Raw genomic sequence first — 26,489 nt, forward strand, 5'->3', positions numbered from 1 at the left:
TGATTCGCCATGTGTCAGCAGCTGTTTATACTGCACCCCACCACGCCGTACTCAGCTGCACACCCAAAAATTCCAATAAAACTGCCTGCTCCGCTTTCCTTGCGAAAACGGTCGCTGGCACGCGTATGCCTGATCAAAGCGTCAAGACTACTGACAGAGACCTTGCGCATGCCCCTCGCTTTGCTTGCACTCGCCGTTGCCGCATTCGGCATCGGCACCACCGAATTCGTCATCATGGGCCTGCTGCCCGATGTCGCCCGCGACCTTGCGGTGAGCATCCCTCACGCCGGCCTGCTGATCACCGGTTACGCCCTGGGCGTGGTGTTCGGCGCGCCGATTCTGGCGATCGGCACCGCCAACATGCCGCGCAAAGCGACCCTGCTGGGCATGACGCTGATGTTCATTCTCGGCAACGTGCTCTGCGCGCTCGCGCCGAACTACGCAACACTGATGGCGGCACGCGTGGTCACGGCGCTGTGTCATGGCGCGTTTTTCGGCATTGGCTCGGTGGTCGCCGCCGGACTGGTTGCGCCGAACAAACGCGCGCAGGCCATTGCGATGATGTTCACCGGCCTGACCCTGGCCAATGTCCTCGGCGTGCCCTTGGGCACAGCGCTGGGCCAATACGCTGGCTGGCGCTCGACCTTCTGGGCGGTGTCGGTGATCGGCATTGTCGCCGCGCTGGCGCAATGGTTGTGGTTGCCCAAACACATCGCGATGGACAAGGCCAACCTCGCCAGCGAATTCAAAGTACTGGGCAAGGCCAACGTGCTGCTGGCGCTGGGCATGAGCGTGCTGGCGTCGACCAGCCTGTTCAGCGTATTCACCTATATCGCACCGATTCTGCAAGACATCACCGGCGTCAGCCCCCACGGTGTGACGGTGATGCTGCTGTTGTTTGGCGTCGGTCTGACAGCGGGCAGCATGCTCGGCGGGCGTCTGGCCGACAGCCGTCTGTTGCCGTCACTGGTCGGCGTGGCACTGGCGGTCGTGGTGATTCTCGCGGCGTTCAGCCAGACCAGCCGTTCGGTTATTCCGGCGGCAATCACGCTGGTGCTGTGGGGAATTTTCGCCTTCGCACTGTGCCCGATTCTGCAACTGCTGATCATCGATCAGGCGCATGAAGCGCCGAATCTCGGTTCGACGCTGAACCAGAGCGCGTTCAACCTCGGCAACGCTGCGGGCGCCTGGATCGGCGGACTGGTGGTCGCCAGCGGCGCGGATCTGGCGGACTTGCCGTGGACCGGGGCGCTGGTCGGGGTGCTGACGGTGCTGACCGCGCTGCTGTTCATTTACCTGCAACGTCGGCGGGCCAGTGCGGTCAATGTGTCTGGCTGATTGTGGTGTGCCAGATGCAGCCCTCACCCTAGCCCTCTCCCAGTGGGAGAGGGGACTGATTGGGGGATGCTTAAGAGCTACGCCGACCTGACCGTGCTTCGCTCATTCCATAATCGACCCGATCGCTCAGATCGATGCACCTCACCAGACACCTCGGTCGGCCCCCTCTCCCTCTGGGAGAGGGCTGGGGTGAGGGCTGTTGAATTTGACTCCGGATTCGGATGTGCCCTCAGCCGCCCCCGCCCCATCAAACCCCTGCGTCCAACCTCCGGTCGCGCTCCATTCACCCTTCATCCAAAGGACCCCGGATGCTTGAACTTGTCGCCGCTTTCATCTGTTTGACCACCCTCCTGACCTTCGTCAATTTCCGCTTCATCGGCCTGCCGCCGACCATCGGCGTGATGGTTACCGCCCTGCTGTTCTCACTGCTCCTGCAAGGCCTCAGCGTGCTCGGTTTTCCGGGGCTCGAAGACCGTGTGCAGCAACTGATCGGCCAGATCGACTTCGGCGATCTGCTGATGAACTGGATGCTGTCGTTCCTGCTGTTCGCCGGCGCCCTGCACGTCAACCTGAATGACTTGCGCAGCTACCGCTGGCCGATCGGCCTGCTGGCTACCTTCGGCGTATTGATCGCCACAGTGGTGATCGGCAGTCTGGCCTTCTACATCTTTGCCCTGTTCGGCTGGCACGTGAGTTTCCTCTACTGCCTGTTGTTCGGCGCCCTGATCTCACCGACCGACCCGATTGCGGTACTCGGCGTATTGCGTACCGCCAATGCTTCAAAACCACTGAAAACCACCATCGTCGGCGAATCGCTGTTCAACGACGGCACGGCGGTCGTGGTCTTCACCGTGCTGCTGGGCATCGCGCAACTGGGCGAAACCCCGACTGTCAGCGCCACGGCCATGCTCTTCGTCCACGAGGCGATTGGCGGGGTGTTGTTCGGTGGGCTGATCGGCTATCTGGTCTATCGGATGATCAAAAGCGTCGAGCAGCATCAGATTACCGTGATGCTGACCCTGGCCCTGGTGATCGGCGGTTCGGCGATGTCCACCGAACTGCACGTCTCGGCGCCGATCGCGATGGTGGTTGCCGGGCTGATCATCGGCAACCTGGGCCGCAACCTGGCAATGAACGACATGACCCGGCGCTATCTGGACGGTTTCTGGGAATTGCTCGATGACATGCTCAACGCGCTGCTGTTTGCGCTGATCGGCATGGAGTTGTTGCTGCTGCCGTTCAACTGGCTGCACATGGCCGCAGCAGGTTTGCTGGCGGTGGCGATTCTGCTGTCGCGCCTGCTCACCGTGGCGCCGGCGATTCTACTGTTGCGCCGCTGGCGCTCAGTGCCCGCCGGCACCATCCGCATCCTGACCTGGGGCGGTTTGCGCGGCGGTGTTTCGGTGGCACTGGCGCTGGCCCTGCCGCTGGGCCCGGAGCGCGATCTGCTGCTGAGCATCACCTACATCGTCGTGCTGTCGTCGATCCTGTTGCAGGGCCTGACCATCGGCAAACTGGTCAAGCACGCGACGCGCAACGAGCCGGCCAGCATGCCTGAGCCAGCCCACCATTGATCATTTCTTGATCGACTGCGGATCCGGCTCTACAGCCTGGTCCGCAGACTCCTTCGGCGCACCACTTTCGCTGCGAATCTGCGCATGACTGATCAGCGCGAAGATGAAACTGCCGCCAATGATATTTCCCGCCAGCGTCGGCGCGGCGAACACCGCCCAGAAATCGCTCCACGGCAATTCGCCGGCAAACACCAGATACGACACTTCAGCGGATCCGACGACGATGTGAGTGAAGTCGCCCAGCGCCATGAAGTAGGTGATGAGGATGATGATCCACATCTTCGCGCTCTCCATGGACGGAATCATCCAGACCATGGTGGCGATCATCCAACCGGAGACGATGCCCTTGGCGAACATCTGACTGGCGCTGTGTTCCATGACCTTGCGGCCGATCTCAAGGAAGGCGACGTCGGTCTTGCTGTCGAAGATCGGCAGTTCCAGCATCACGTACGCAACCAGAATCGTCCCGCAGAGGTTGCCGACCAACACCACGCTCCACAGGCGGATCAGCCGGGCGAAATTCAGCAGCGTCGGCTTGGTCATCACCGGCAGCACGGCGGTCAGGGTGTTTTCGGTGAACAGCTGTTGGCGCGCAAGGATGACTGCGAGGAAACCGGCGCAGTAACCGAAGCTGGCGATCACCTTGAATTCATCGCCCTCGGGCAGACGCGAATTGAGCAAGCCCATGCCCATCAGCGACAGGCCCATGGTCAGGCCGGCGGCCAGCGCCGACCACCAGAGCGCGGCAATGCTGCGTTCCAGTTCCTGGTCGCCCCGGGTGCGGATGATTTCATGCAGAACGGCCGCGCGCGGCGGCTGGCTCTTCTCGACTTCGTGCTGCTCCTTGGCCGAGAGGTCGGGGGTCTTGTCGCTGGTGGGGGTGGTCATGGCGTGGCAACCGGTGGGGGGCGATGTAGCTACGACCGTTGCGCTTCATAGCTGTTCAGTGGCCAGGCGAATCTTCGCTGACCGGGCAAGCGATTTCGCGAGCAGGCTCGCTCCCACAGGGATCACCCGTACCTGTGGGAGCGAGCCTGCTCGCGAAGAATGCGCCGCCGATCTTATTGAACGGCTTCGTCATCCTTGAACTGGTCTTTCACATATTTGATCTCGGTGCGCCCGTGCGGCGCCGGCAGGCCGTCTTCGCCGAGGTTGACGAACACCATCTTCTCGACGGTCAGAATGCTCTTGCGGGTGATCTTGTTGCGCACTTCGCAGGTCAGGGTGATCGAGGTGCGGCCGAATTCGGTGGCGGTGATGCCCAGTTCGATGATGTCGCCCTGGCGCGAGGCGCTGACGAAGTTGATTTCCGAGATGTACTTGGTCACCACACGCTGATTGCCCAATTGCACGATGGCGTAGATCGCCGCTTCTTCATCGATCCAGCGCAGGAGGCTGCCGCCGAACAACGTGCCGTTGGGGTTGAGGTCTTCGGGTTTAACCCATTTGCGGGTGTGGAAATTCATGTTCACTCCTGAGCGCGTGCCGAAAGATGCGCCCATCTTGGCAGACTGATCGGTCAGGCTCCAGGCAGCTGCGACTATGGTCGCCATTGGCGATCTTCATCTGGACGACAGAAACCCTTTGGAAGATCAGCCCGGACGGCTATAATCGCCCCCGTTTCAAAAAACGGTAACGTTCACTGACTACCGTTTTCCCGCCACCTGTCCGAGGGGCGCTGCAGCAGGTTCGACCTGTCAGGCTCGGATGGGGCGTTGACCGGCTCTCGCCGGACACTAAACGCACAACGGCGCCCATTCGCATACATTACGAATGGAGGCTCTTCATGAGCGCTGTCAACACGCCTGCCGATTTTACCGATTACAAAGTTGCCGATATGTCCCTGGCTGCCTGGGGCCGTCGCGAAACCATCATCGCCGAATCGGAAATGCCTGCCCTGATGGGTCTGCGCCGCAAGTACGCCTCGGAGCAGCCGCTCAAGGGCGCGAAAATCCTCGGCTGCATCCACATGACCATTCAGACTGCCGTGCTGATCGAAACCCTGGTTGCTCTGGGTGCCGAAGTACGCTGGTCGTCCTGCAACATTTTCTCCACTCAGGATCAGGCCGCTGCCGCTATCGCTGCCGCCGGTATCCCGGTGTTCGCCTGGAAAGGCGAGACTGAAGAAGAGTACGAGTGGTGCCTGGAGCAGACCATCCTGAAGGATGGCCAGCCATGGGACGCCAACATGATCCTCGACGACGGCGGCGACCTGACCGAGCTGCTGCACAAGAAATATCCGCAAGTGCTCGATCGCGTTCACGGCGTGACCGAAGAAACCACCACTGGCGTGCACCGTCTGCTGGACATGCTGGCCAAGGGCGAGCTGAAGATCCCGGCCATCAACGTCAACGACTCGGTGACCAAGTCCAAGAACGACAACAAGTACGGCTGCCGTCACAGCCTGAACGATGCGATCAAGCGCGGCACCGACCACCTGCTGTCCGGCAAGCAAGCGCTGGTCATCGGTTACGGTGACGTGGGCAAGGGCTCGGCTCAGTCCCTGCGTCAGGAAGGCATGATCGTCAAGGTGTCGGAAGTCGACCCGATCTGCGCCATGCAAGCCTGCATGGACGGTTTCGAACTGGTGTCGCCGTTCATCGACGGTATCAACGATGGTTCCGAAGCGAGCATCGACAAAGCGCTGCTGGGCAAGATCGACCTGATCGTGACCACCACCGGTAACGTCAATGTCTGCGACGCGAACATGCTCAAAGCCCTGAAAAAGCGCGCCGTGGTCTGCAACATCGGTCACTTCGACAATGAAATCGACACCGCTTTCATGCGCAAGAACTGGGCATGGGAAGAAGTGAAGCCACAGGTGCACAAGGTTCACCGCACCGGTGCCGGCAGCTTCGACCCACAGAACGACGACTACCTGATCCTGCTGGCCGAAGGCCGTCTGGTGAACCTGGGTAACGCAACCGGTCACCCGAGCCGCATCATGGACGGTTCGTTCGCCAACCAGGTCCTGGCACAGATCTTCCTGTTCGGCCAGAAATACGCCGACCTGTCGCCAGCGCAGAAAGCCGAGCGTCTGACCGTTGAAGTCCTGCCGAAGAAACTCGACGAAGAAGTGGCCCTGGAAATGGTGCGCGGCTTCGGCGGCGTGGTCACCCAACTGACCAAGCAACAGGCTGACTACATCGGCGTCACCGTCGAAGGCCCGTTCAAGCCGCACGCTTACCGCTACTAAGTAACCGGCTGCTTTATTTGTCGGAATGGCTTGTTGTGGCGAGGGAGCTTGCTCCCGCTGGGCTGCGCAGCGGCCCCAGGATTTTGGGAGCGCTGCGCACTCCAGCGGGAGCAAGCTCCCTCGCCACATACAGGTTTGCTTCTGCAGATGAAACATACCGAAGGCTTTCGTGTTTCCAAGGGTATGACCATGTCCCAAGACCGTCGCTACAGCTTCGAGTTTTTCCCGACCAAGACCGACGCCGGGCAAGAAAAGCTCCTCGCCACTGCCCGTCAGTTGGCCACTTACAATCCTGATTTCTTTTCCTGCACCTACGGCGCTGGCGGTTCGACCCGTGATCGCACGCTCAACACCGTGCTGCAGCTGGAAAGCGAAGTCAAAATACCCGCCGCACCGCACCTGTCGTGCGTCGGCGACAGCAAGGACGACCTGCGCGGCCTGCTCAACGAATACAAGGCCGCCGGCATCAAGCGCATCGTCGCCCTGCGTGGTGACCTGCCGTCCGGCATGGGCATGACCAGCGGTGAGCTGCGTCACGCCAATGAACTGGTGGAATTCATTCGTGAAGAAACCGCTGATCATTTCCACATCGAAGTCGCCGCTTACCCGGAGATGCATCCGCAAGCGCGCAACTACGAAGACGATCTCGCCAACTTCGTGCGCAAGGCCAAGGCCGGTGCCGATAGCGCGATCACCCAGTACTTCTTCAACGCCGACAGCTACTTCTACTTTGTCGACCGTTTGCAGGCGCTGGGCGTGGATCTGCCGATCGTGCCGGGAATCATGCCGATCACCAACTACAGCAAACTCGCGCGTTTCTCCGATGCCTGCGGTGCGGAAATCCCGCGCTGGATCCGCAAGCAACTGGAAGCCTACGGCGACGACACACGAAGCATCCAGAGCTTTGGCGAGCAAGTCGTCAGCGAGATGTGCGAACGCCTGCTGCAGGGCGGCGCACCTGGATTGCATTTTTATTCCATGAACCAGGCCGAGCCTAGCCTGGCGATCTGGAATAACCTGAAGTTGCCGCGGTGAAGCAGCCGCAAGCTTCAAGCTGAAAGCTACAAGCTACAAGCAAGAGCAAGAGATCGCAGCCTTCGGCAGCTCCTACATTGGAATTTCGTATCCCGCAGGAGCTGCCGAAGGCTGCGATCTTTTGCTTTTGAGCCCGCGAAACAGAGCTTGTGCAGGCACTTTCTGGCTCTTTCGGGTTTCTCGTCGTAATCTCCAGCCATGCCTTTGATCACGCAGTTACTCGCCGTGCTGGTTTTTGCTTGCCTGAGCTTCGCCGCTCGGGGCGAGAAGTTGCGTATTGTCACCGAGCCATGGGCGCCCTACGTGTACGAACAGGGCGGGCAGAATCTCGGGCTGGACTACGAAACCACCGCCATCGTGTTCAAACGCCTGGGCATTGAAGTCGAGTGGCAGTTCCTGCCGTGGAAGCGCTGCCTGTCGATGCTCGAAACCGGTCAGGCCGACGGTGCGCTGGACATTTTTCACAGCGCCGAGCGCGACGCCACCCTGCTCTACCCCAGCGAACCGTTGTCCGACGTTGAATTCGTAATGTTCTACGCCAACGATCGACCGCACCCGTTCAGCACCCTGGATCAACTCAAGGGCCTGACCATCGGCACCTCGCCGGGCTATCTGTACAGCGCGGATTTCAGCCAGTCACAGCTGTTCAGCCGGGAGCCGGCGCCAACCCATGAAGCCAATTTCGGCAAACTGGTGCGCGGACGCATCGACCTGCTGATCACCGATCGCCGCGTCGGTCAGCATTTGCTCGATGAGCTGAATATTCGCGATCTGATCACGGAAAACCCGACGGTTATCAGCCGTCAGAGCCAGTTTCTTGCAGTTCGGCGCAATGCCGGCATGGATCTGCTGGTGCAGCGTTTTGGCGCCGAGCTCAAGCGTTTCAAGCGCGAACCGGCCTACGCCGAGCTCAGCGCGCGTTACGGTGCTGCTCCCGTCGACAGCGCTTCTCTGCGCTCGGCCACGGCCAGCGGCAAAACCGTTGAGCAGCAGGAAAGCAGCGCGCAGTGATTGCTCTGTTATACTCCGGCGTTCCCGCCAGGCTCACGCCCGGACGCCCGGAACCGTAACAGGCCTCACGACCCGCTACAGCGCAGCTTTCAGCCCGCGCGAGCGCTCCTGACGAGCCTTCGGAACCGCCGCTGGACCGGACGGGATTGCGTCCTCTTAAACGTGATTCGCGCCAGGCAAGACTCCCATTGGGCCAAGCCCTAACTAAAACAGGATTACTCATGTCCTTTGCTTCCCTCGGTCTCTCCGAGGCTTTAGTCCGTGCCATCGAAGACGCGGGCTATACCGAGCCTACTCCGGTGCAACAGCGGGCCATTCCCGCCGTGTTGCAAGGTCGCGACCTGATGGTTGCGGCTCAGACAGGTACCGGTAAAACCGGCGGCTTCGCCCTCCCGATTCTGGAGCGGTTGTTCCCCAACGGTCACCCGGACAAATCCCAGCGTCATGGCCCGCGCCAACCGCGCGTACTGGTCCTGACCCCGACCCGCGAACTCGCGGCCCAGGTGCACGAGAGCTTCAAGATCTATGCCCGTGACCTGAAATTCGTCAGCGCCTGCATCTTCGGCGGCGTCGGCATGAACCCACAGGTCCAGGCCATGTCCCGTGGCGTCGACGTCCTCGTTGCCTGCCCGGGCCGTCTGCTTGACCTCGCCGGCCAGGGCAGCGTCGATCTGTCCCACGTGGAAATCCTCGTCCTCGACGAAGCCGACCGCATGCTCGACATGGGCTTCGTGCACGACGTGAAGAAAGTCCTCGCGCGCCTGCCGGCCAAGCGTCAGAACCTGCTGTTCTCGGCAACGTTCTCGAAAGACATCACCGACCTTGCCGGCAAGTTGCTGCACAACCCGGAACGCATCGAAGTCACGCCGCCGAACACCACGGTCGAGCGCATCGAACAACGCGTATTCCGCCTGCCGGCCAGCCACAAGCGTGCCTTGCTGGCGCACCTGATTACCGCCGGCGCGTGGGAACAGGTACTGGTCTTCACCCGCACCAAGCACGGCGCCAACCGTCTCGCTGAATACCTGGACAAACACGGCCTACCGGCGGTGGCGATTCACGGTAACAAGAGCCAGAACGCCCGCACCAAAGCCCTGGCCGACTTCAAGGCCGGTGAAGTGCGCATTCTGGTTGCCACCGACATCGCTGCCCGTGGTCTGGACATCGATCAGTTGCCGCATGTCGTCAACTTCGAGCTGCCGAACGTCGACGAAGACTATGTGCACCGTATCGGTCGTACCGGCCGCGCCGGTCGTTCGGGCGAGGCGATCTCGCTGGTCGCGCCGGACGAAGAGAAGCTGCTGAAAAGCATCGAGCGCATGACCAAGCAGAAGATTGCCGACGGCGATCTGATGGGCTTCGACTCCAGCACCATCGAAGCCGAGAAGCCGGAAGCCCGCGAGCGTCCGGACATCCGCAACCCGCGCAATTCCCGTGGTCCACGCGGCGACGGCCCGAATGGCGGCGGCGGTGGCGGTGGTCGCAAGGACAAAGGCAAAGACAAGGGCAAGGAAAAACCGGCTGGTGATCGTGGCGAGCGCCCTGCCCGTCAGCAGAAACCACGTGAAGGCACGCCGAGTCGCGAACAGCGTCCGAGCCAGCCACCGCGTGCAGCGGCTGACCGTGCCCCGGACGAGTTCCTCGACGACGATATCGATAACTTCGGTAACCGCGTTGATTACGTGCCGAAAGCCGCTCCTGCCGGCGGCCGTGGCCGTCGTCCGGGCGCCCCGGCGCAAGGCGCAGGCACTGGCGCACCACGCGGCGGTCAGCCACAGGGTCGCCAGAACGGTCCGCGCAACAGCAACGGTTCGAGCACCGGCACACCACCGGCCAAACGCAGCGGCCCGCGCAATGGCGCACCGCGTGACGGTCAGGGTCGTCGTGACGAATCCGCGCCACGCAACCGCCGCCCGGCCCGTGACGATCAGCCACGTAGCGAACCGGCCGTGCAGAACCCGCGCAGCAACGGCCCGAAGATCATGCACAAGGAATCGAAAGCCGACCGCTTCCCGACGCCTGAGCAGCTCGATCAACTGCCAAGCCGCCCGCGTGGCGAGAAACCGGCACTGCTGACCCGCAATCGCTGAGTTCAAGCCGCAATGAAAAATGCCCCGGTTCGAAAGAGCCGGGGCATTTTTATAAGCGCTGCAAATCGCTTTGCGTAGGAGCTGCCGCAGGCTGCGATCTTTTGATCTTGATCTTCAAAAATCAAGATCAAAAGATCGCAGCCTTCGGCAGCTCCTACAGGGGATCTGTGTTGTGGCAAAAAAAACGCCCCCGGCCTTGCGACCGGGGGCGTTTTTCATGTGGCGGCGAAATTTATTTCGCTTTCACACCTTCGAACGAAACGTACAGCTCGACCGCATCGGACTTCGGACCGAGGTCTTTCTGCTTGCCGAAATCGGAACGCTTGATGGTGGTGGTGCCTTCGAAACCGGCACGGTAGCCGCCCCAAGGATCCTTGCCTTCGCCCAGGAAGGTCGCCTTGACGACAACTGGCTTGGTCACGCCCAGCAGGGTCAGGTCGCCGGTCACGTCAGCCGTGTTGGCACCAGTGGATTTGACGCTGGTGGATACGAAAGTGGCCTTGCCGAATTTGCTGGCGTTGAGGAAGTCCGCGCTGGCGATGTGCTTGTCGCGCTCGGCGTGGTTGGTGAACACGCTGGCAGTGTTGACGTTGAACTCGATCTTGCTGTCTTCAGGCTTGGCAGCGTCGAAGCTGAACTTGCCGTCGATGTCCTTGAAGGTACCGGTGATGAAGCTGTAGCCCAGGTGGCTGATCTTGAAGTCGACGAAGGCGTGCTGGCCTTCCTTGTCTACTACGTAGTCAGCAGCCATTACGTTGGCGGACAGCACGGCAGAACCGATTGCCAGAGCGGCCAGAGTCTTTTTCAACATGCTTTCTTTTCCTTTGAGTCGAGGTTGAATTTCAGGCTTTGCGACCAAGCATTCGGGTGAGGGTCGCATCACGATCGATAAAGTGGTGCTTCAATGCTGCCAACGCATGGAGACCGGAAAAAATTACCAGTATCCATGCCAGCCAGAGATGAATCACCCCAGCGGTATCTGCCTGATCCGGTAGTCCGGAGAGCAGAGCAGGAACTTCAAACAGGCCAAACACCGGGATCCCGACACCGTCTGCGGTGGAAATCAGGTAACCGGCAATCATCACAGCGAACAGCGCCAGATACAGAAACCCATGGCCGAATTTAGCGCCGATGCGGGTCATGCGGCTGTAGCTTTGCAGCGTTGGCGGCGGTGGGCTGATGAAGCGCCACAGCACCCGCAACACCATCACAGCGAGCAGCACCAGGCCGATGCTCTTGTGCAGGTCCGGCGCGTCTTTGCGCCAGGTGCTGTAGTAATCCAGCCCGACCATCCACAGACCCAGCGCAAACAGCCCGAAGACCGCCAGCGCCACGCCCCAGTGCATGAAGATGCTGACCCAACCATAGCGCGAAGAAGAGTTACGTAGCTGCATTGCCCAAATCCTGTGAGAACTGCGAACCAAGACTAGCGAGTTATCTATCGAATTAAAGCGGAAAATTTTGCTTTGAAATATCGAGAAATACGATCAAGAGTCTGCGAGCGGGGTGTTAAGGAAGGATTAAAGGCGATTCCTGCGTGGAGCGCTTGTACAAATGACGGGGGCTGCATTGACCATCGTCATCTCTGCACACGCAGACGGCGAAACTCGCCCCTGATAACTATGTACCGCTGATGCGCAATTCAAACCTGCTCGAATGATGCTTCTTTTCATTATTCAAACAGGCACGAAAACATGGCTCTGCGATATACGCCCTTTCAAGCAAGTGGTTCTTCTGTACTGCCGCCCAATCAAACGATGTCTGCGGGCCAATTCCTGCAATCCGAGAACGGTCGATTTCGTCTGATGCTGCAAAGCGACGGGAACCTCGTGCTCAAGGACGGTGAGGCGATCATCTGGATCGCCGACGCCAATCAACCTTACAGCGCAACTTTGCACCCGAAGAAGATGCGCGAGCCGCTGCAGTTTGTGATCAGCAACAGCGGCTTTCTTTATGACCCCTCCAGGCGACGATTATGGATCGCGGAAAGCACGCATAGCGCCGACAAGTCGCTTTGGTACAACACATACATGACTGTGCAGGACGATGGAAATCTGGTGATTTACGACCAGCGCACGGGCAGTCTGCGCTGGGCGCGTTTCGGTTTCATTCCCGGGCGCCTGCGCAAACCCAAGCAAAAGTGGCTGAGGAAACTGCCGAACGGGACAGAGTTCTTCAAGTGGGAGTTTTAACTGACCAGCCATTCATGGCCGATCAGTTATGAAGTACCGCCGGCGGTTGCAGGCATTCGGCACTGTAGGGGTCTATGTGGCACTTGTGCGCCAGTTCAGAACCATAGCCGCCGGGGAAAAATTGCCCGCTGCTACATCCGGAAAGTGCAATCAAAACCAGTATCGCGATAAGCGTTTTCATAGCATGCCTCCAATTTTTTCCAGCATAAAATTGGCGCGCTCGCAGCCGCTATCACCTGGTTCCGAGTGTTTTGTGGGAAGGCTCCGGTACGCCGGTAAGTCCCGTAACCGGATGACGAAGGACTGAAATGCGGGGCAAAAAAAACGCGACCCGAGGGCCGCGTTTTCATGTGAACAAAGCCTTACTGCGCCTTGGTCTCGGTCGTTGCAGCAGGCTTGGCTGCTGGCTTCTTCGCCGGCTCAGCCTTCTTCGCTGCAGGTTTGGCGGCCGGCTTTTTCGTTTCGGTTTTGGCCGCAGGCTTCTTCGCCGCTGGCTTGGCCGCTGCTTTCTTCGCCGGTTCAGCTTTCACTGGGGCCGCTGTTTTCGGTGCTTCCACCGGAGCTGGCGCAGGGGCCGGGGTCGGTGCAGGCGCTGGAGCGACCGGAGCAGGTGCTGGCTCTGGCGCTTTCGCTGGCTCAGGCTTCTTCTCGTCATCCGAACCGCCAAACAGGTTAGTGAAGAAGTTGCCCTTCTTCGCCGCCACGGCACCCGCCGCGCCTGCCGCTGCTGCAGCCGGCACCACTTTGACCGGTTCGAACGATTTGCCTGCCGCCAGATCTTCCACCTGGCTGGCCGCGCGCTGGCCGGTGCGCAGTGCGCCTTCCAGGGTGCCCGGGTACAAGGTGTCGGTGTGTTCGCCAGCGAACGCTACGCGTTGCAGCGGACGTTCCCACAGGCGCCAGAACTTGCTGATCTGCCCCGGGCCGTAAGCCAGGTAGGCGCCGCCCATCGACGGGTCGGTGCTGTAGCGACGGATTTCATAACCGGTGAACGAGCCACGGGCCTGTGGATAAAACGCGTGCAGACGGATCAGCACCTGGTCGACCATCTGCTTGTCGCCGAACGCTTGCATCACCCGAGCGTTGTCGCCGGACAGGTTGATCACCACGTTGGCGCCACCCTTGAGCGCCGGCTCGATCCAGAGCATGCCCAGGCCGGTATTGCTGTAGATCTCGCCAGACATGCGCGACTTGCTTTCCCACACCGGCGTCTTGAACTTCAGCATGATCTGGTCGCGCCAGCCGTAGTTGGTGCCTTTGATCGCCGCCAGGTGCTGGGCATCCAGCGCCGGGGTCAGGGCGATCTTGTTCAGTGCGCGCAACGGCACCGCCAATACCACGTAGTCAGCCTGATAACCGACGCTGCCGACTTTGACGGTCACGCCGTCCTTGTCCTGGGTAATGGCCGAGACCGGCGAGCTGGTCTTGATGGTCTTGATCTGTTTGACGAAGGCCTGGGCCAGCACCTGGCTGCCGCCGACCAGCCGCGAGGCGCGCAGGTCACGGTCGGAAATGCCCCGATAGACGCGGTTCTGCTGGGCGAAATACAGCAGCGACAGACGCGAAGGTTCGTCGTAGTGGGTGCGAATGTCCTGGTTGATCAGCTGACGCGCGGTGGCCGGCAGGTTCTGCTTGTCGAGCCAGCTCGACACTGTGATCTGATCCAGCGCGTGCAGGGTGGCGGTCGCCGCCGGGTTCTGCGGGTCGTCGATCGAGCGTGCCAGATCGTCGAGGGTGTTCTGGTAGCGCTTGAGCGCATCGGCGGTGGCTGGTTGCTTGGTGGCCAGATCGGCAGCGGAGAAATAATCGCCGTCGATCAGATAGCTCGGGGTACGGACGAATTCCGGCGCCGGCGTGGTGCCGAGCTTGAACGTCGACACGTATTTGTTGAGCACCGGCTGGGTCTTGTCGTTGCCGATCCACTCGCTGGTGGCCATGCCCGAACGACCGCCCAGACTCGGTTTGGCTTCCAGCAGGGTGACCTGCCAGCCCTTGTTCTGCAGCTCGTAAGCGGCAGTCAGACCCGACAGGCCGCCGCCGATCACGATTGCGGTTTTATCCTTGGCCAGCGCCGTAACGCTGAACAGCCCCAACATCACCAGCGCACAGGCGCGCAGCCAACCGACAGACATTCAGCGAACTCCGGAAAAACATGTGGGAAAAAGCAGCTTTGCGAGTCAGACGACTCAAAGAACCGCGAAGAATACGTTAGCCATCAAAACGCCGCCAGCGACGTCTATCGGCTCAGACAAAGTAGCTCAATCGACACAATGGGTTGTTCCCGCGCGATGCATTGCATAGGCTTGCGCGATTGTTCGCCCGCGCCTGACGCGAGCCGCCTCGAGGAGACTGTAAATGGGCCTGAATAACCAGTGGATGCAACGCGATCTCGCGGTGTTATGGCATCCCTGCACCCAGATGAAAGACCACGAACAGCTGCCGCTGATCCCGATCAAGCGCGGCGAAGGCGTCTGGCTCGAAGACTTCGAAGGCAAGCGCTACCTCGACGCGGTCAGTTCCTGGTGGGTCAATGTGTTCGGCCACGCCAACCCGCGCATCAACCAGCGCATCAAGGATCAGGTCGATCAACTCGAACACGTGATTCTTGCCGGTTTCAGTCATCAGCCGGTGATCGAGCTGTCCGAGCGCCTGGTGAAGATGACCCCGCAAGGCCTGAATCGGGTGTTCTACGCCGATAATGGCTCGTCGTGCATCGAAGTCGCGCTGAAGATGAGCTTTCACTACTGGCTCAATCGCGGCCAGCCGAATAAAAAGCGCTTCGTCACCCTGACCAACAGCTACCACGGTGAAACCATGGCGGCGATGGCGGTCGGCGATGTGCCGCTGTTCACCGAGACCTACAAAGCCCTGCTGATGGACACCATCAAGGTGCCGAGCCCGGATTGCTACGGACGTCCCGACGGCATGAGCTGGGAAGAACATTCGCGCAACATGTTTGCCGCCATGGAACAGACCCTGGCGGAAAACCATGACAGCGTCGCGGCAGTGATCGTCGAGCCGCTGATCCAGGGCGCGGGCGGCATGCGCATGTATCACCCGGTCTACCTCAAGCTGCTGCGCGAGGCCTGCGACCGTTACGGCGTGCACCTGATCCACGACGAAATCGCCGTCGGTTTCGGCCGCACCGGCACGATGTTCGCCTGCGAGCAGGCCGGCATCCGCCCGGACTTCCTCTGTCTGTCCAAAGCCCTCACCGGCGGCTACCTGCCGCTGGCCGCGTGCCTGACCACCGACGAGGTCTACAGCGCGTTCTACGACGACTACCCGACCCTGCGCGCCTTTCTCCATTCGCACAGCTACACCGGCAATCCGCTGGCGTGCGCGGCGGCACTGGCGACGCTGGATATCTTCGAGCAGGACAACGTCATCGAGAACAACCGGGCGCTGGCCCAGCGCATGGCCTCGGCGACGGCGCATCTGGTCGATCACCCGAACGTGTCCGAAGTGCGCCAGACCGGCATGGTCCTGGCCATCGAGATGGTCAAGGATAAAGCCACGAAAGAGGCCTACCCTTGGCAGGAGCGCCGTGGTCTGAAGGTGTTCCAGCATGCGCTGGAGCGTGGCGCGCTGTTGCGGCCGCTGGGCAGCGTGGTGTATTTCCTGCCGCCCTATGTGATCACCCCGGAGCAGATCGACTTTCTGGCCGAAGTGGCCAGTGAGGGCATCGACATTGCGACGCGTGACAGCGTCAGCGTCGCGGTACCGAAAGATTTCCATCCCGGTTTCCGTGATCCCGGCTGACTCGGCTACTTGAGATTTGCGGTGTTTGAATTACCGCTTTCGCGAGCAGGCTCGCTCCCACAGGGGGGATGCATTCCAAATGTGGGAGCGAGCCTGCTCGCGAATGAAGTCAACACCGATCCAACTGATTCACATCTTTCCAGAGACCCGAAATGAGACTGTCCCGCTTCTTTATCGACGCCCCGCTGAGCACCGGCGAACACGAACTGCCGGAGGCCCAGGCGCATTACATCAGCCGCGTGCTGCGCATGGCCGAGGGCGATGCCGTGCAGTTGTTCGACGGTTCCGGCCATGAGTTTCGCGGATCGCTGGTAGAAGTCGGCAAGAAGCGCGTCGTCGTGCAGATCGACGAGCAATTCGCCGGGCAGGTCGAATCGTCGCTGCAGATCCACCTCGGCCAGGGCCTGTCACGCGGCGAGCGGATGGACTGGGCGATTCAGAAAGCCACCGAGCTGGGCGTGAATGAAATCACGCCGATCTTCAGTGACCGCTGTGAAGTCCGCCTCAAGGACGAACGCGCCGATAAACGCCTGCTGCACTGGCGCCAGGTAGCGATCAGCGCGTGCGAGCAATGTGGGCGCTCGCGGGTGCCGGTAATTCATCCGCCGGTGTTGTTGGCGGACTGGATCAAGCAGACTGAAGCGGAGTTGAAGCTGGTGTTGCATCCGGTGGCAGAGCCGCTGGTCAGCCATGCCAGACCGGCGACGCTGGCGTTCCTGATCGGGCCGGAAGGTGGCTTGTCAGATACCGAAGTCGAGCAGGCCAACGCCAACGGCTTCCACGCCGCCCGCCTCGGCCCACGCGTGCTGCGCACCGAGACCGCGCCGGTGGTGGCATTGGCTGTTGCACAACAGCTTTGGGGTGACTTTTAGAGTCTCGATTGGAATACGTCCCTGTAGGAGTGAGCCTGCTCGCGATAGCGGTGTATCAGCCACCACTCATTGACTGAACTGACGCAATCGCGAGCAGGCTCACTCCTACAAGGGAATGGCGGTGTTTAGAGGACGTAGAACAGAATCGCGACAAAATGCAGCAAGCTCCCGGCGATCACGAACAGGTGCCAGATGCCATGGGCATGCCGCAAGCGGTGATCCAGGGCAAAAAAGATAATCCCCACCGTATACAGCACGCCGCCCGACGCCAGCCAGGCAAACCCCGCCGCGCCCAGTGCGGCAATCAGCGGCTTGACCGCGACCAGGACGATCCAGCCCATCACCGCGTAAATCACGATCGACAGAATCCGCGCTTCGGAGCGCGGTTTGATCTCTTGCAGAATGCCGATCAGCGCCAGCCCCCAGACAATCCCGAACAGCGTCCAGCCCCACGGCCCGCGTAACGTCACCAGGCAGAACGGCGTGTAGCTGCCGGCGATCAGCAGGTAGATCGAAAAATGATCGACCTTCTTCATGATCGCTTTCTTGCGCCCGCGCACGCTGTGGTAAACGGTCGAGGCGCTGTAGAGCACCAGCAAGGTAAACGCATAAATCGCCACGCTGACAATCTTCCATGGACTGCCGTCGAGGCTGGCGATTACCAGCATCCACACGCCGCCGATAAACGCCGCAATAGCTCCGACCAAATGGGTCCATGCGTTGAGTTTTTCCCCGTGATACATGTATTGCTCACCTCACATTCGTTACCGCAGCGCGCAAGGCTCGGGCCTTGAGCGTAAAAGCGCAAGTTTGCGTTCAACACGATCCCCTGTAGCAGCTGCCGAAGGCTGCGATCTTTTGATCTTCCGTGCACAATCGGCCCATACCAAAAAGAGTCCGCGCCATGCTGATCGACGAAGAATTGACCCTGAAAAAACTCGAGGTGTTCCTCGCCTTCATGCGCACCGGCAACCTCGCCCGCGCCGCCGCCGAATTGCAGACCAGCAACGTCAGCGTGCACCGCGCCATCCACTCTCTGGAAAACGCCCTGCGTTGCCCGCTGTTCAAACACGAGGGGCGCAACCTGACGCCGCTGGAAAGCGCTTACGTGCTGGAAGAGCGTGCGCAGAAGCTGATCAACGATGTGGTCGAAAGCGTGCGCCTGACCCGCGAAGCTGCCGGATTCTCCGCCGAGCGCTTCAAGCTCGGCTCGCTGTATTCGCTCACGGTCAAGACCGTGCCGCAACTGATCATGGGCCTGAAAATCCGTCGCAGCGAACTCAACATCGACCTGATCCTCGGCTCGAACATCGACCTGCTCTACAAGCTGAAAAACATGGAAGTCGACGCGATTCTGGTGTCCCTGGACGACAGCATCAACGACCCCGATTGCGAGCAGATCGCGCTGTTTTCCGACGACATCTTCCTCGCCACCCCGGCGGACTCCAAGTTTGCCCAGCGCGGTGAAGTGGACCTGGCCCAAGTGCGCGATGAAACCTTCATCACCCTGACCCAGGGCTTCGCCACCCATCAGGACGGTGTGCGGGTATTCAAACAGGCGGGGTTCGAGCCGAAGGTGGCGATGCAGGTCAACGACATCTTCACCCTGCTGAGCATGGTCAGCTCGGGCGTGGGTTATGCGTTGCTGCCAGGAAGGATTGCGGCGGTGTATGAGAATCGGGTGAAGCTGATCCCGTTGCAGGAAAAGTACCGCTTGCAGCAACACATTGGCGTGGTGTTTCTCAAGGCCAAGGAGCGCGATCCGAATCTGCTGGCGTTGCTGGCGGAGTGTCGGATGTATGCGAATCGGCAGGGTGGGGTTTAGATCAAGATCAGATCAAGATCAAGAGCTACCCCCTCACCCCAGCCCTCTCCCGCAACGGGGCGAGGGGGAAAGGGAGCAGATTGGGGGCTTTTCAGAACCTGAGTTCGACTCAGGATTTCCAGGTCGATGTATAACGCCAAAACAACGCGGTCAGCCCCTCTCCCCCCGGGAGAGGGCTAGGGTGAGGGGCTCTTGATCTTCAGCCGACAATCGCGCGAACAATGAAGAACAACAGCGACGGCCCCAGCAAACACCCAAGACCGGTGTGAAAGGTAGCCGTCAACGCCCCGTACGGCACCAGGCGCCGATCCGTCGCCGCCAGCCCCGCCGTCACGCCACTCACCGTCCCGGCCAGCCCGCCAAAGACCATCGCCGAGCGGGGATTGTCCAGGCCCATCCAGCGCGCCGCGACCGGGGTGCCGACCATCACCAGAATCGCCTTGATCAACCCGGTGGCAATCGACAGCGCCATCACATCCGAGGTCGCGCCGATCGCCGCACCGGTCACCGGCCCGACGATGTAAGTCACCGCACCCGCGCCGATGGTGGTCATGCTCACCGCGTCGCGATAACCGAAGGTCCAGGCCATGCACGCGCCGACAATGAACGGCAGGATCGTGCCCAGCAGCAGGGCGATCACGCCGATCATGCCGGCCTTCTTCGCTTCGGTGGCCTGCACTTCAAAGGCAGTGGCGACGATGGCGAAGTCGCGCAACATCGCCCCGCCCATCAGGCCGATGCCGGAGAACAGCGTCAGATCGGCCAGGCCTTTCTGCCCGCCGGTCATGGTGCCGCCGACCCAAGCCAGGACCAGACCGATAACAATGGCAATCGCCGAGCCGTGGATACGTCCGAAAGTCAGACGCTTGGAGAGAACCACCGACACCCACATGATCACGCCGACGAAGGCGAAGGCGGTGATCAGCCCATTGTGTTCCAGACCTTTTTCGATGAGATCCCACATGTCAGCGACCTCCTACCGGGGTGCCGACCGGGGAAATTTCCGCCGGTTCGTCGGGCAACGGTTCGCCCTTGTGAGTGCGGCTGATCAGGGCAATCGTGCAACCACAAACCGCCACGGAGCCGATTGCCGCCAGCACCGCCACCGGGCCGCCGTGCAGGGCGGTGACGACATTCTGCTGCGCGGCCATCGCCACCACCACCGGAATGTACATCGCGCCCCAGAAGCCGACGCCCATCTCGCAATCCTTGGTCATGCCGCCGCGCTTTTGCATCCACAAGCGTGCGCAGATCAGCAGGATCATTGCAATGCCGACCCCGCCGACGTTGGATTTGACGCCCAGCAACACGCCAAGCATGTCACCCATGATCACCCCTGCCAGCGTACAGATCGCCAGCAGCGCCACACCGTAAATAATCATTGTTGTAGTCCTCAAAGTGCATCGTCGAATGTTGTTTTTGTTGTTCGAAGCTTGAGTCGGCGGTTTAGAGTTGGCGGCCACCCTCCTCTCGCAACAGCGCTTGCAGGGTGTCGAGGCGGGCACTGTCGAAGGCAGTGACGGTGCCCTGCTCGAACACCCGGCGTGCCAGCCCGCTGAGCACCGCACCGGGCGGCAGTTCAATCTGTAGACGCACGCCGCGCTCGTAGGCGCTTTGCACGGTGCCGCGCCAATCCACCACGCGGCACATGTTGAAGGCGAGGTCGTCGCGCAGCGCTTCCACTTTGGTAACAGGCCGCGCGCGGCTGCCGCTCAGGTATGCGATTTTCGGGGTATTCAGCTCGACCTTGGCGAAGGCTTCGGCGAGCGCCTGCGCCGGTGTTTCCAGCAGCGGGCAGTGCGATGGCACGCTCACCGCCAGCCGTTTCGCCAGTCCGGCGCCACGACTGCGCGCCAGTTCGGCCACCGCTTGCATGGCCTTGTCGCTGCCGGCGATGACCACTTGGTTATCAGCGTTGATGTTGGCCAGATACACCGGCGTTTCTTCGCTGTGCACCTGGGCCAGCAGCGTTTCCACTGTGGATAATTGCAGACCGATGATCGCGGTCATGCCGTAGCCCTGTGGATAAGCCTGCTGCATCAGCTCACCACGCAGGCTGACCAGATGCAGCGCATCGCTGAAACTCAAGGCCCCCGCCACCACTGCCGCCGGATAAGCGCCGATGGACAGCCCGGCGACGTAATCTGCGGTCAGGCCATCCTGCAATAACTGCCGTGAAGCAGCGACCCCGGCGATCAGCAGACAGAGTTGGACCGCCCTGGTCGTGCGCAATGCCTCGGTGGAATCCAGCAGCGAGACATCTTCGCCAAGAACCTCACTGGCCTCGACCAGGGTGTCGCCGGGCAAACGCTGAAGCATGCCCGCCTGCTGCGCGCCCTGGCCGGGAAACACCAGCAGACTGCTCACGCTGCCTGCTCCTGCGGGTTCCACGGATCCATAACCAGACACGCCTGATGGGCAGTTTTCAGCAGCACTCGGGACGAATCACTGGCCCATTCGCGCAAGGCCACCGCACCGAATGGCGTCTGCAATTGCGCGTCGACCCGGCACATGGTTTGATCAAACAAATCGACCAGTTCCCGCGCCTGATCACGACGGATCATCTGCGGCGTACGCAGGATCAAATCGAGATCGCTGGCAGCGTGCATCGCCGCAAAGCCACTGGCCAATTCAAACCCTACGCTGCCGCTGACACCCCAGACCCAACCGCAATCGTCGAGCAGCGGTCGCAGCTGCTGCAGCGCCTGCATCACCGGCAAATCACGCGGGCTGTCGACATGACACAGCGCTTCAGGACTGACCCGCCGGGCAATCGAATCAACCGGCATGAACGCCGCCAGGCGCTGCTCGCGCAAAGCCCCGCGCACACCCACCGCGACAAAACCGGCAGCACTCAAAGCCCGCCGCACCACCACCGGTCGCCCAGCCGCCAGCACCTCGACCGCCCACGCCGGCGCATCTGCCGGCAACTGCGCCGGTGTCATACCCCAGAGCAGATCGTGGGCCAAAGTCAGGTTCACCACTGCGCCCTCAGCAGTTCGCGGACGCGGCTGGAGGCGGCGCGATTACTCGCACCGAGGCGGCCCTTCAAATCACTGCTGGTCACATCGCTGATCGCTTGCTTGAGGCACTCGCTCACCCGCGCCAGATCTTCCGCCGTCGGCTGTTCAATCTGCTGCACCGAGAGAGTTTCCCAAAGCAGACCGAGGCTGGCGTAGCTGTCGATGTCGTAGGCCATGGGCGGCACGCTGGCGGCCAGCGCTTCCAGTTCTTCAACACTGCGCAAGGTCACCCGCGCCGCCGAGGCCTTGCCCATCGCATGGACCATCACGCCGGGGTCGCGCAAAGCAATCAGCCGATTGGCCTGATAACCATGCGCCAGAAACGCCCCGGACATGGCCTTTCCCACCAACAACGCAATCACCGGATGCCCGGCCAATCGCGCACGGGCATAACTGTCCGCCGCGCCAGCCAGGGCCTGATGAATGCCGAGGGCTTCTTCGCGCCGGCCATACGCCTGGCTCGGCACATCGACGATGGCGATGATCGGGCGCTTCTGCGCTTGGTCGCGGTCGGCGCTGATCGCGTCATCCACAGCCTTGGCCAGACCCCAGCCTTCGAGCAAGCCGACTTCGCCGTTTCGAGCGCGAGGGAAACGATTGTCCGGGTCGGCGACCACGGCGATAAAACGTCCAAGCTCAGCGTCGGCCACTTTCAATGACGGCGGCAAACCTTCGATGCTTTCAGCGCCCGTGCTCAAGGCGTTGAACCAGTGCAAACCGCGCAATGAATAACTGCTCATGAGCGCTCTCCTTGATACAGATCGCGAACCACCGACGGTTCGATTTGCTGGTCAGTGTTCAGCTTGCCGAGGCGTTGCAGGAACCACTCGGCGCGCTGGCTGCGCGGCTGTGCCGGCAAGCCTAGCTGGAGCAACTCTCCGACCTGCTGACGAATCTGCGCCACGTCATCGCCGACATAGCGATCCACCAGACCACTGTTGAAACGCTGCTCGCCGCCGGTCACGCTCCACATGAAGGGCCGGTCGCGGGAGTCGTATTCCTCGATCCCGGCTTCCTGCTCGATCACCTGCGGGCCGTTCAGGCCGAGACGTGCTTCTTGGGTCACCAGCAAATAGCTGCACAGCGCTGCGGCAATCGACATGCCGCCGAAGCAACCGACGCTGCCGGCGACCACTCCGACCACCGGTTGGTATTGCTGCAAATCGACAATCGCCGCGTGAATATCGGCAATCGCCGCGAGGCCGAGATTGGCTTCCTGCAAGCGCACGCCGCCGGTTTCCAGCAGCAACACCGCGCGGGTGGCGATGCCGTTGCGGTTGTCTTCGGCGGCCAGTTCCAGCGCGCCGGCAATCTTCGCCCCGCCGACTTCGCCAAGGCTGCCGCCCTGAAACGCGCCTTCAATCGCCGCGATCACTACCGGCAGACCGTCAAGACTGCCCTTGGCGATGATCACGCCGTCGTCGGCCTGGGGCACCACACCCTGGCGTTCGAGCCATGGCGACATCACCCGTTGAAACGGATCGAGCAGTTCGCGAAAGGTCCCGGCGTCGAGCAAGGCTTTCGCGCGCTGCCGTGCACCGAGTTCGACGAAGCTGTGTTTGTTGAGCAACGCTGCGCTGTCAGTCATGGCCGATCTCCTCGAAACCCTGCTCCAGACGCAAGCGCACCACCCCCGGCGTCGCGCCGAAATCGTGGATGTCGATGGCCATCGCCGGCGGCGTGGCGCCCTCGAACATCCGCGCAAACAGGTGTTGCCAGCGCTGCTGCGCGCCGTTGACCGAGGTCTGCACATTGATCGTCAGCTTGCCGGCGAGGCCCGGTTCGATCAGCACTTCCAGATCACCCGAGCCGACACAACCGACCAGCGCCCGCCCGCGTGGCGGCTGCCCGGCGGGGAATTCAAACGATAGGCTTTCCATCAAAACGCTCCCTGAACAATGCCGTCGCGCTCGATGCGATCGAGCAGCAGCGTGGCCGCGAGCAAGTCAGCGGCGCCACCGGGCGAGGCATTCAATGCGATGAGTTGTTGATCGAGTTCGTGCAGGCGCCGGCGACCGCTGAGGCTGGCGCTGCCGCCGGCGTCGAGCACCGCTTGCGCCCCCGACTGCATGGCGTGCAGGCCCGGTTCGCCGGCGCGGTAAAGCACGCAGGTGTCGGCCAGCTCGGTCATGATCGCCAGCAATGCATCGAGCCGGGCATTCTGTTCGCCGTGGCCGTTGGCGCGGCTTTTCTGCAGTTGCGGCAGGCCGCGTTGCAGCACGGACGGAAAGCCCAGCTGCGCTTCCTCGCGGGCACCGCGTGCGCCGTAACGCTGGGCGACTTGTGCGCCGTGGCTGAGCGGTTTCGGTGCGTAGCGGTCGTCGAGCAGTGCCAGGCGTGCGGCACACAAGGCGATGGATTTCGGTTGCAGCGCGGCGGCCGTCACCAACAGTCCCAACGCCCAGATCGCGCCGCGATGGGTGTTGACGCCGTTGGTGGTGACAAGCATGGCTTGCTCGCCTTCACGGCCGATGCGGCCGATCGCTTCGCGCAACGGCAAGCCGACTTCGCCAATGTCCAGCGCTGCCTCGGCCATTTCCTTGAACGCTGGCCACAAGGCCAACGCCGACGCGTGCATCAGGCCCAGGTGCAGATCGGTGTGTGCGCCGTTGCCACGACGATCGACCAGCGCCGGTTTCGGCGACAGATCCGCTTCGTCGATCAGCGCGTCCACTGCCAGATCGGCCAATCGATCAGCCAGTGACAGCGGTTTCGCTTGCAGGTTGAATGCGTGCATTACCAGCTCCTGAATTTGGCGGGCGGGTTATAGAGACCGCCGGACCACTCGACCAGATCGGCCACGCTTTTCGCTGCGAGCAATTCGCGGGTGGCGTCGGTGCGGCGGATGCCAAGGTCTTCGGGCAAGGCGATCAGGCCTTCGCGGCGCATGCGTTCGGTGTCTTTCGGGTTGTGCCGCAGGCCGATGGCGGTAACGCTAGCCACCGCTGCGATCATCGCCTGGCGCTCCTCCAGCGAGCGCGCCTTGTACAGATAGGCAATGCCTTCTTCGGTGAGCAGGTGGGTGACGTCGTCGCCGTAGATCATGATCGGTGCCAGCGGCATGCCGCTTTTCTTCGCCACTTCGACCGCGTCGAGGGTTTCGACGAAGGTCGGTTTGCCGCCCTCCTGGAACGTCTCGACCATTTGCACCACGAGTTTCTTGCCGCGTTCGAGCATCGGTTGCGGCGCATCGTCGTGGCGCATGTCCAGCCACGCCGGGGTACCGTGACGCCGGCCGCGCGGGTCGTGGCCCATGTTCGGCGCGCCACCGAAACCGGCGAGACGGCCACGGGTCACGGTCGAGGAATGGCCGTCGCCATCGACCTGCAATGTCGCGCCGATAAACAGATCCACCGCGTATTGCCCGGCGAGTTGGCAGACCATGCGGTTGGAGCGCAGCGAACCGTCGCGGCCGGTGAAGAACACATCTGGCCGCGCGGCAATGTAATTTTCCATGCCCAGTTCGGTGCCGAAGCAATGCACGCTTTCGACCCAGCCGCTCTCGATCGCCGGGATCAGCGTCGGGTGCGGGTTGAGCGTCCAGTTGCGACAGATCTTGCCCTTCAAGCCGAGGGATTCGCCGTAGGTCGGCAGGATCAATTCGATGGCGGCGGTGTTGAAACCGATGCCGTGGTTGAGCGACTGCACGTTGTGTTTTTCGTAGATGCCACGGATCGCCATCATCGCCATCAACACATGCACAGGTTTGATGTGGCGCGGGTCGCGGGTGAACAGCGGTTCGATGTAAAACGGCTTGTCGGCCACCACCACGAAGTCGACCCACGACGCCGGAATGTCCACGCGAGGGAGTTCGCTGACGTCGTCGACCAACTGGTTGACCTGGACGATGACGATGCCGTCGCTGAACGCTGCCGGCTCAATCAACGCCGGGGTGTCTTCAGTGCTGGGGCCGGTGTAGATGTTGCCGGCACGATCAGCCATGAACCCGGCCGAGAGCACGACGTTGGGGATCAGGTCCACGACGAGGCGGGCGTAGAGTTCGATGTACGTGTGGATCGCGCCGACTTCGAGCAAGCCATCTTCGAGCAACTGGCTGATGCGCAAGCTCTGGGTGCCGGCGAAGGAGAAATCGAGCTTGCGGGCGATGCCGCGTTCGAACAGGTCGAGGTGCTCGGAACGGCCAACGCTGGGCATGATCATGTGCAGGTCGTGGAGCTTGGCCGGGTCGGCCTTGGCCAGCGAACGCGAGAGGAAATCCGCCTGCTTCTGGTTGTTGCCCTCGAGCACCACGCGATCGCCGGGATGGATCAACGCTTCGAGCGCGACGACGATTTTGTCACTGGGCAACACCGCGCCATCGGCCAGCCCGCGCACCTTGTCGAGCCGGCGCTGCTTCTCATCACGCCGCCGCGTCCAGCGCGAGTCAGGGGAAATTGTCGTTGTCATGCTCACTCCACGGGGTTCGCTGTCGTGGAGCCACGTTAGGCGCGTGTGGTGAGGGCATCAATCAAGCTGGGTGGTGAATCATTACGCTGAGCGTAACGTTCAAAAGCTACCCTCACCCTAGCCCTCTCCCGGAGGGAGAGGGAACTGATTGGGGGATGCTTGGG

Annotated in this window: 26 protein-coding genes and 1 riboswitch; of the genes, 10 read left to right on the forward strand and 16 right to left on the reverse strand. The window is 61.5% G+C overall.

All coding sequences use genetic code 11. The features are described from left to right. Positions 1–168 precede the first annotated feature (168 nt). Complete coding sequence (locus QRN33_RS18790; protein ID WP_042606597.1) at positions 169–1,338, forward strand: MFS transporter; 1,170 nt, start codon at positions 169–171, stop codon at positions 1,336–1,338. Positions 1,339–1,646: 308 nt separating this feature from the next. Continuing rightward, entirely contained in the window at positions 1,647–2,912 is a 1,266-nt protein-coding gene (locus QRN33_RS18795; RefSeq protein ID WP_116658427.1) for a cation:proton antiporter, read from the forward strand. Here QRN33_RS18795 and QRN33_RS18800 read toward each other — a convergent pair whose 3' ends face one another. Beyond that, a complete protein-coding gene (locus QRN33_RS18800; RefSeq protein ID WP_285409522.1) occupies positions 2,913–3,800 on the reverse strand; it encodes a formate/nitrite transporter family protein in 888 nt (295 codons plus the stop codon). It lies immediately after the preceding gene. A gap of 173 nt (positions 3,801–3,973) precedes the next feature. Further along, positions 3,974–4,378 (reverse strand): acyl-CoA thioesterase, encoded by a 405-nt coding sequence (locus QRN33_RS18805; protein ID WP_016772772.1) that lies wholly within the window; start codon positions 4,376–4,378, stop codon positions 3,974–3,976. Between the two features lie 198 nt (positions 4,379–4,576). Next, a riboswitch (S-adenosyl-L-homocysteine riboswitch) is annotated at positions 4,577–4,675 on the forward strand. Between the two features lie 23 nt (positions 4,676–4,698). Here QRN33_RS18805 and ahcY point away from each other — a divergent pair. From ahcY to rhlE2, 4 genes are all read left to right on the forward strand, one after another. Continuing rightward, positions 4,699–6,108: an adenosylhomocysteinase gene (gene ahcY / locus QRN33_RS18810; RefSeq protein WP_039757587.1), complete on the forward strand. Its 1,410-nt coding sequence runs from the start codon at positions 4,699–4,701 to the stop codon at positions 6,106–6,108. 189 nt (positions 6,109–6,297) lie between these two features. Then, entirely contained in the window at positions 6,298–7,143 is an 846-nt protein-coding gene (gene metF, locus QRN33_RS18815; RefSeq protein WP_042606692.1) for a methylenetetrahydrofolate reductase [NAD(P)H], read from the forward strand. 198 nt (positions 7,144–7,341) lie between these two features. Beyond that, the gene (locus tag QRN33_RS18820) at positions 7,342–8,154 is read left to right on the forward strand and encodes a substrate-binding periplasmic protein (protein WP_285409523.1); all 813 of its coding nucleotides are present in this window, start codon (positions 7,342–7,344) and stop codon (positions 8,152–8,154) included. A gap of 221 nt (positions 8,155–8,375) precedes the next feature. Beyond that, the gene (gene rhlE2 / locus QRN33_RS18825; RefSeq protein WP_042606593.1) at positions 8,376–10,244 is read left to right on the forward strand and encodes an RNA helicase RhlE2; all 1,869 of its coding nucleotides are present in this window, start codon (positions 8,376–8,378) and stop codon (positions 10,242–10,244) included. 232 nt (positions 10,245–10,476) lie between these two features. On the opposite strand, the gene QRN33_RS18830 is transcribed toward rhlE2, so the two are convergent. Continuing rightward, positions 10,477–11,055 (reverse strand): YceI family protein, encoded by a 579-nt coding sequence (locus QRN33_RS18830; RefSeq protein ID WP_042606592.1) that lies wholly within the window; start codon positions 11,053–11,055, stop codon positions 10,477–10,479. A 31-nt stretch (positions 11,056–11,086) separates the two neighbouring features. Further along, the gene (locus tag QRN33_RS18835; RefSeq protein WP_042606591.1) at positions 11,087–11,638 is read right to left on the reverse strand and encodes a cytochrome b; all 552 of its coding nucleotides are present in this window, start codon (positions 11,636–11,638) and stop codon (positions 11,087–11,089) included. 300 nt (positions 11,639–11,938) lie between these two features. Between QRN33_RS18835 and llpB the strand changes: the two genes are divergently transcribed. Next, positions 11,939–12,436 (forward strand): lectin-like bacteriocin LlpB, encoded by a 498-nt coding sequence (gene llpB / locus QRN33_RS18840; protein WP_123417826.1) that lies wholly within the window; start codon positions 11,939–11,941, stop codon positions 12,434–12,436. Between the two features lie 22 nt (positions 12,437–12,458). Here llpB and QRN33_RS18845 read toward each other — a convergent pair whose 3' ends face one another. Both QRN33_RS18845 and QRN33_RS18850 read right to left on the reverse strand, forming a co-directional pair. Next, positions 12,459–12,617 carry a hypothetical protein gene (locus QRN33_RS18845; RefSeq protein ID WP_281925574.1) on the reverse strand — a complete coding sequence of 53 codons (159 nt, stop codon included), beginning with the start codon at positions 12,615–12,617 and terminating at the stop codon, positions 12,459–12,461. A gap of 181 nt (positions 12,618–12,798) precedes the next feature. Further along, positions 12,799–14,568 carry a flavin monoamine oxidase family protein gene (locus QRN33_RS18850; RefSeq protein ID WP_285409524.1) on the reverse strand — a complete coding sequence of 590 codons (1,770 nt, stop codon included), beginning with the start codon at positions 14,566–14,568 and terminating at the stop codon, positions 12,799–12,801. A gap of 223 nt (positions 14,569–14,791) precedes the next feature. On the opposite strand from QRN33_RS18850, the gene QRN33_RS18855 reads away from it, so the two are divergent. After that, positions 14,792–16,198 carry an adenosylmethionine--8-amino-7-oxononanoate transaminase gene (locus QRN33_RS18855; RefSeq protein WP_042606589.1) on the forward strand — a complete coding sequence of 469 codons (1,407 nt, stop codon included), beginning with the start codon at positions 14,792–14,794 and terminating at the stop codon, positions 16,196–16,198. Between the two features lie 152 nt (positions 16,199–16,350). After that, on the forward strand, positions 16,351–17,070 hold the full coding sequence (locus tag QRN33_RS18860; protein ID WP_285409525.1) for a 16S rRNA (uracil(1498)-N(3))-methyltransferase: 720 nt from the start codon (positions 16,351–16,353) through the stop codon (positions 17,068–17,070). Between the two features lie 125 nt (positions 17,071–17,195). Here QRN33_RS18860 and trhA read toward each other — a convergent pair whose 3' ends face one another. Next, positions 17,196–17,813, reverse strand: coding sequence for a PAQR family membrane homeostasis protein TrhA (trhA, locus tag QRN33_RS18865; protein ID WP_285409526.1), 618 nt, complete (start codon positions 17,811–17,813; stop codon positions 17,196–17,198). A 161-nt stretch (positions 17,814–17,974) separates the two neighbouring features. On the opposite strand from trhA, the gene QRN33_RS18870 reads away from it, so the two are divergent. Next, positions 17,975–18,895 (forward strand): LysR family transcriptional regulator, encoded by a 921-nt coding sequence (locus QRN33_RS18870; protein WP_083353748.1) that lies wholly within the window; start codon positions 17,975–17,977, stop codon positions 18,893–18,895. Positions 18,896–19,094: 199 nt separating this feature from the next. Here the strand turns inward: QRN33_RS18870 and madM are convergent, their stop codons facing one another. From madM to mdcA, 9 genes are all read right to left on the reverse strand, one after another. Further along, positions 19,095–19,859 carry a malonate transporter subunit MadM gene (madM, locus tag QRN33_RS18875; protein WP_083353749.1) on the reverse strand — a complete coding sequence of 255 codons (765 nt, stop codon included), beginning with the start codon at positions 19,857–19,859 and terminating at the stop codon, positions 19,095–19,097. Position 19,860: 1 nt separating this feature from the next. Next, positions 19,861–20,277, reverse strand: coding sequence for a malonate transporter subunit MadL (gene madL / locus QRN33_RS18880; RefSeq protein WP_042606584.1), 417 nt, complete (start codon positions 20,275–20,277; stop codon positions 19,861–19,863). Positions 20,278–20,341: 64 nt separating this feature from the next. Beyond that, positions 20,342–21,262 carry a malonate decarboxylase subunit epsilon gene (gene mdcH / locus QRN33_RS18885; protein ID WP_285409527.1) on the reverse strand — a complete coding sequence of 307 codons (921 nt, stop codon included), beginning with the start codon at positions 21,260–21,262 and terminating at the stop codon, positions 20,342–20,344. Continuing rightward, positions 21,259–21,879 (reverse strand): malonate decarboxylase holo-ACP synthase, encoded by a 621-nt coding sequence (locus QRN33_RS18890; RefSeq protein ID WP_285409528.1) that lies wholly within the window; start codon positions 21,877–21,879, stop codon positions 21,259–21,261. Before QRN33_RS18890 ends, mdcH begins: the two co-directional genes overlap by 4 nt. Next, positions 21,873–22,658, reverse strand: a complete 786-nt coding sequence (mdcE, locus tag QRN33_RS18895; protein ID WP_285409529.1) for a biotin-independent malonate decarboxylase subunit gamma — start codon at positions 22,656–22,658, stop codon at positions 21,873–21,875. The genes QRN33_RS18890 and mdcE overlap by 7 nt, the downstream gene beginning before the upstream one ends. After that, positions 22,655–23,506, reverse strand: a complete 852-nt coding sequence (locus QRN33_RS18900) for a biotin-independent malonate decarboxylase subunit beta (RefSeq protein WP_285409530.1) — start codon at positions 23,504–23,506, stop codon at positions 22,655–22,657. Before QRN33_RS18900 ends, mdcE begins: the two co-directional genes overlap by 4 nt. After that, positions 23,499–23,798: a malonate decarboxylase subunit delta gene (locus QRN33_RS18905; protein WP_285409531.1), complete on the reverse strand. Its 300-nt coding sequence runs from the start codon at positions 23,796–23,798 to the stop codon at positions 23,499–23,501. The genes QRN33_RS18900 and QRN33_RS18905 overlap by 8 nt, the downstream gene beginning before the upstream one ends. Further along, positions 23,798–24,655 (reverse strand): triphosphoribosyl-dephospho-CoA synthase, encoded by an 858-nt coding sequence (locus QRN33_RS18910; RefSeq protein ID WP_042606578.1) that lies wholly within the window; start codon positions 24,653–24,655, stop codon positions 23,798–23,800. The genes QRN33_RS18905 and QRN33_RS18910 overlap by 1 nt, the downstream gene beginning before the upstream one ends. Next, positions 24,655–26,325: a malonate decarboxylase subunit alpha gene (gene mdcA, locus QRN33_RS18915; RefSeq protein ID WP_285409532.1), complete on the reverse strand. Its 1,671-nt coding sequence runs from the start codon at positions 26,323–26,325 to the stop codon at positions 24,655–24,657. The genes QRN33_RS18910 and mdcA overlap by 1 nt, the downstream gene beginning before the upstream one ends. Positions 26,326–26,489: the final 164 nt, after the last annotated feature.

The organism is Pseudomonas sp. FR229a (genome assembly GCF_030209115.1).
In the GTDB taxonomy this organism is placed as follows: domain Bacteria; phylum Pseudomonadota; class Gammaproteobacteria; order Pseudomonadales; family Pseudomonadaceae; genus Aquipseudomonas; species Aquipseudomonas moraviensis_A.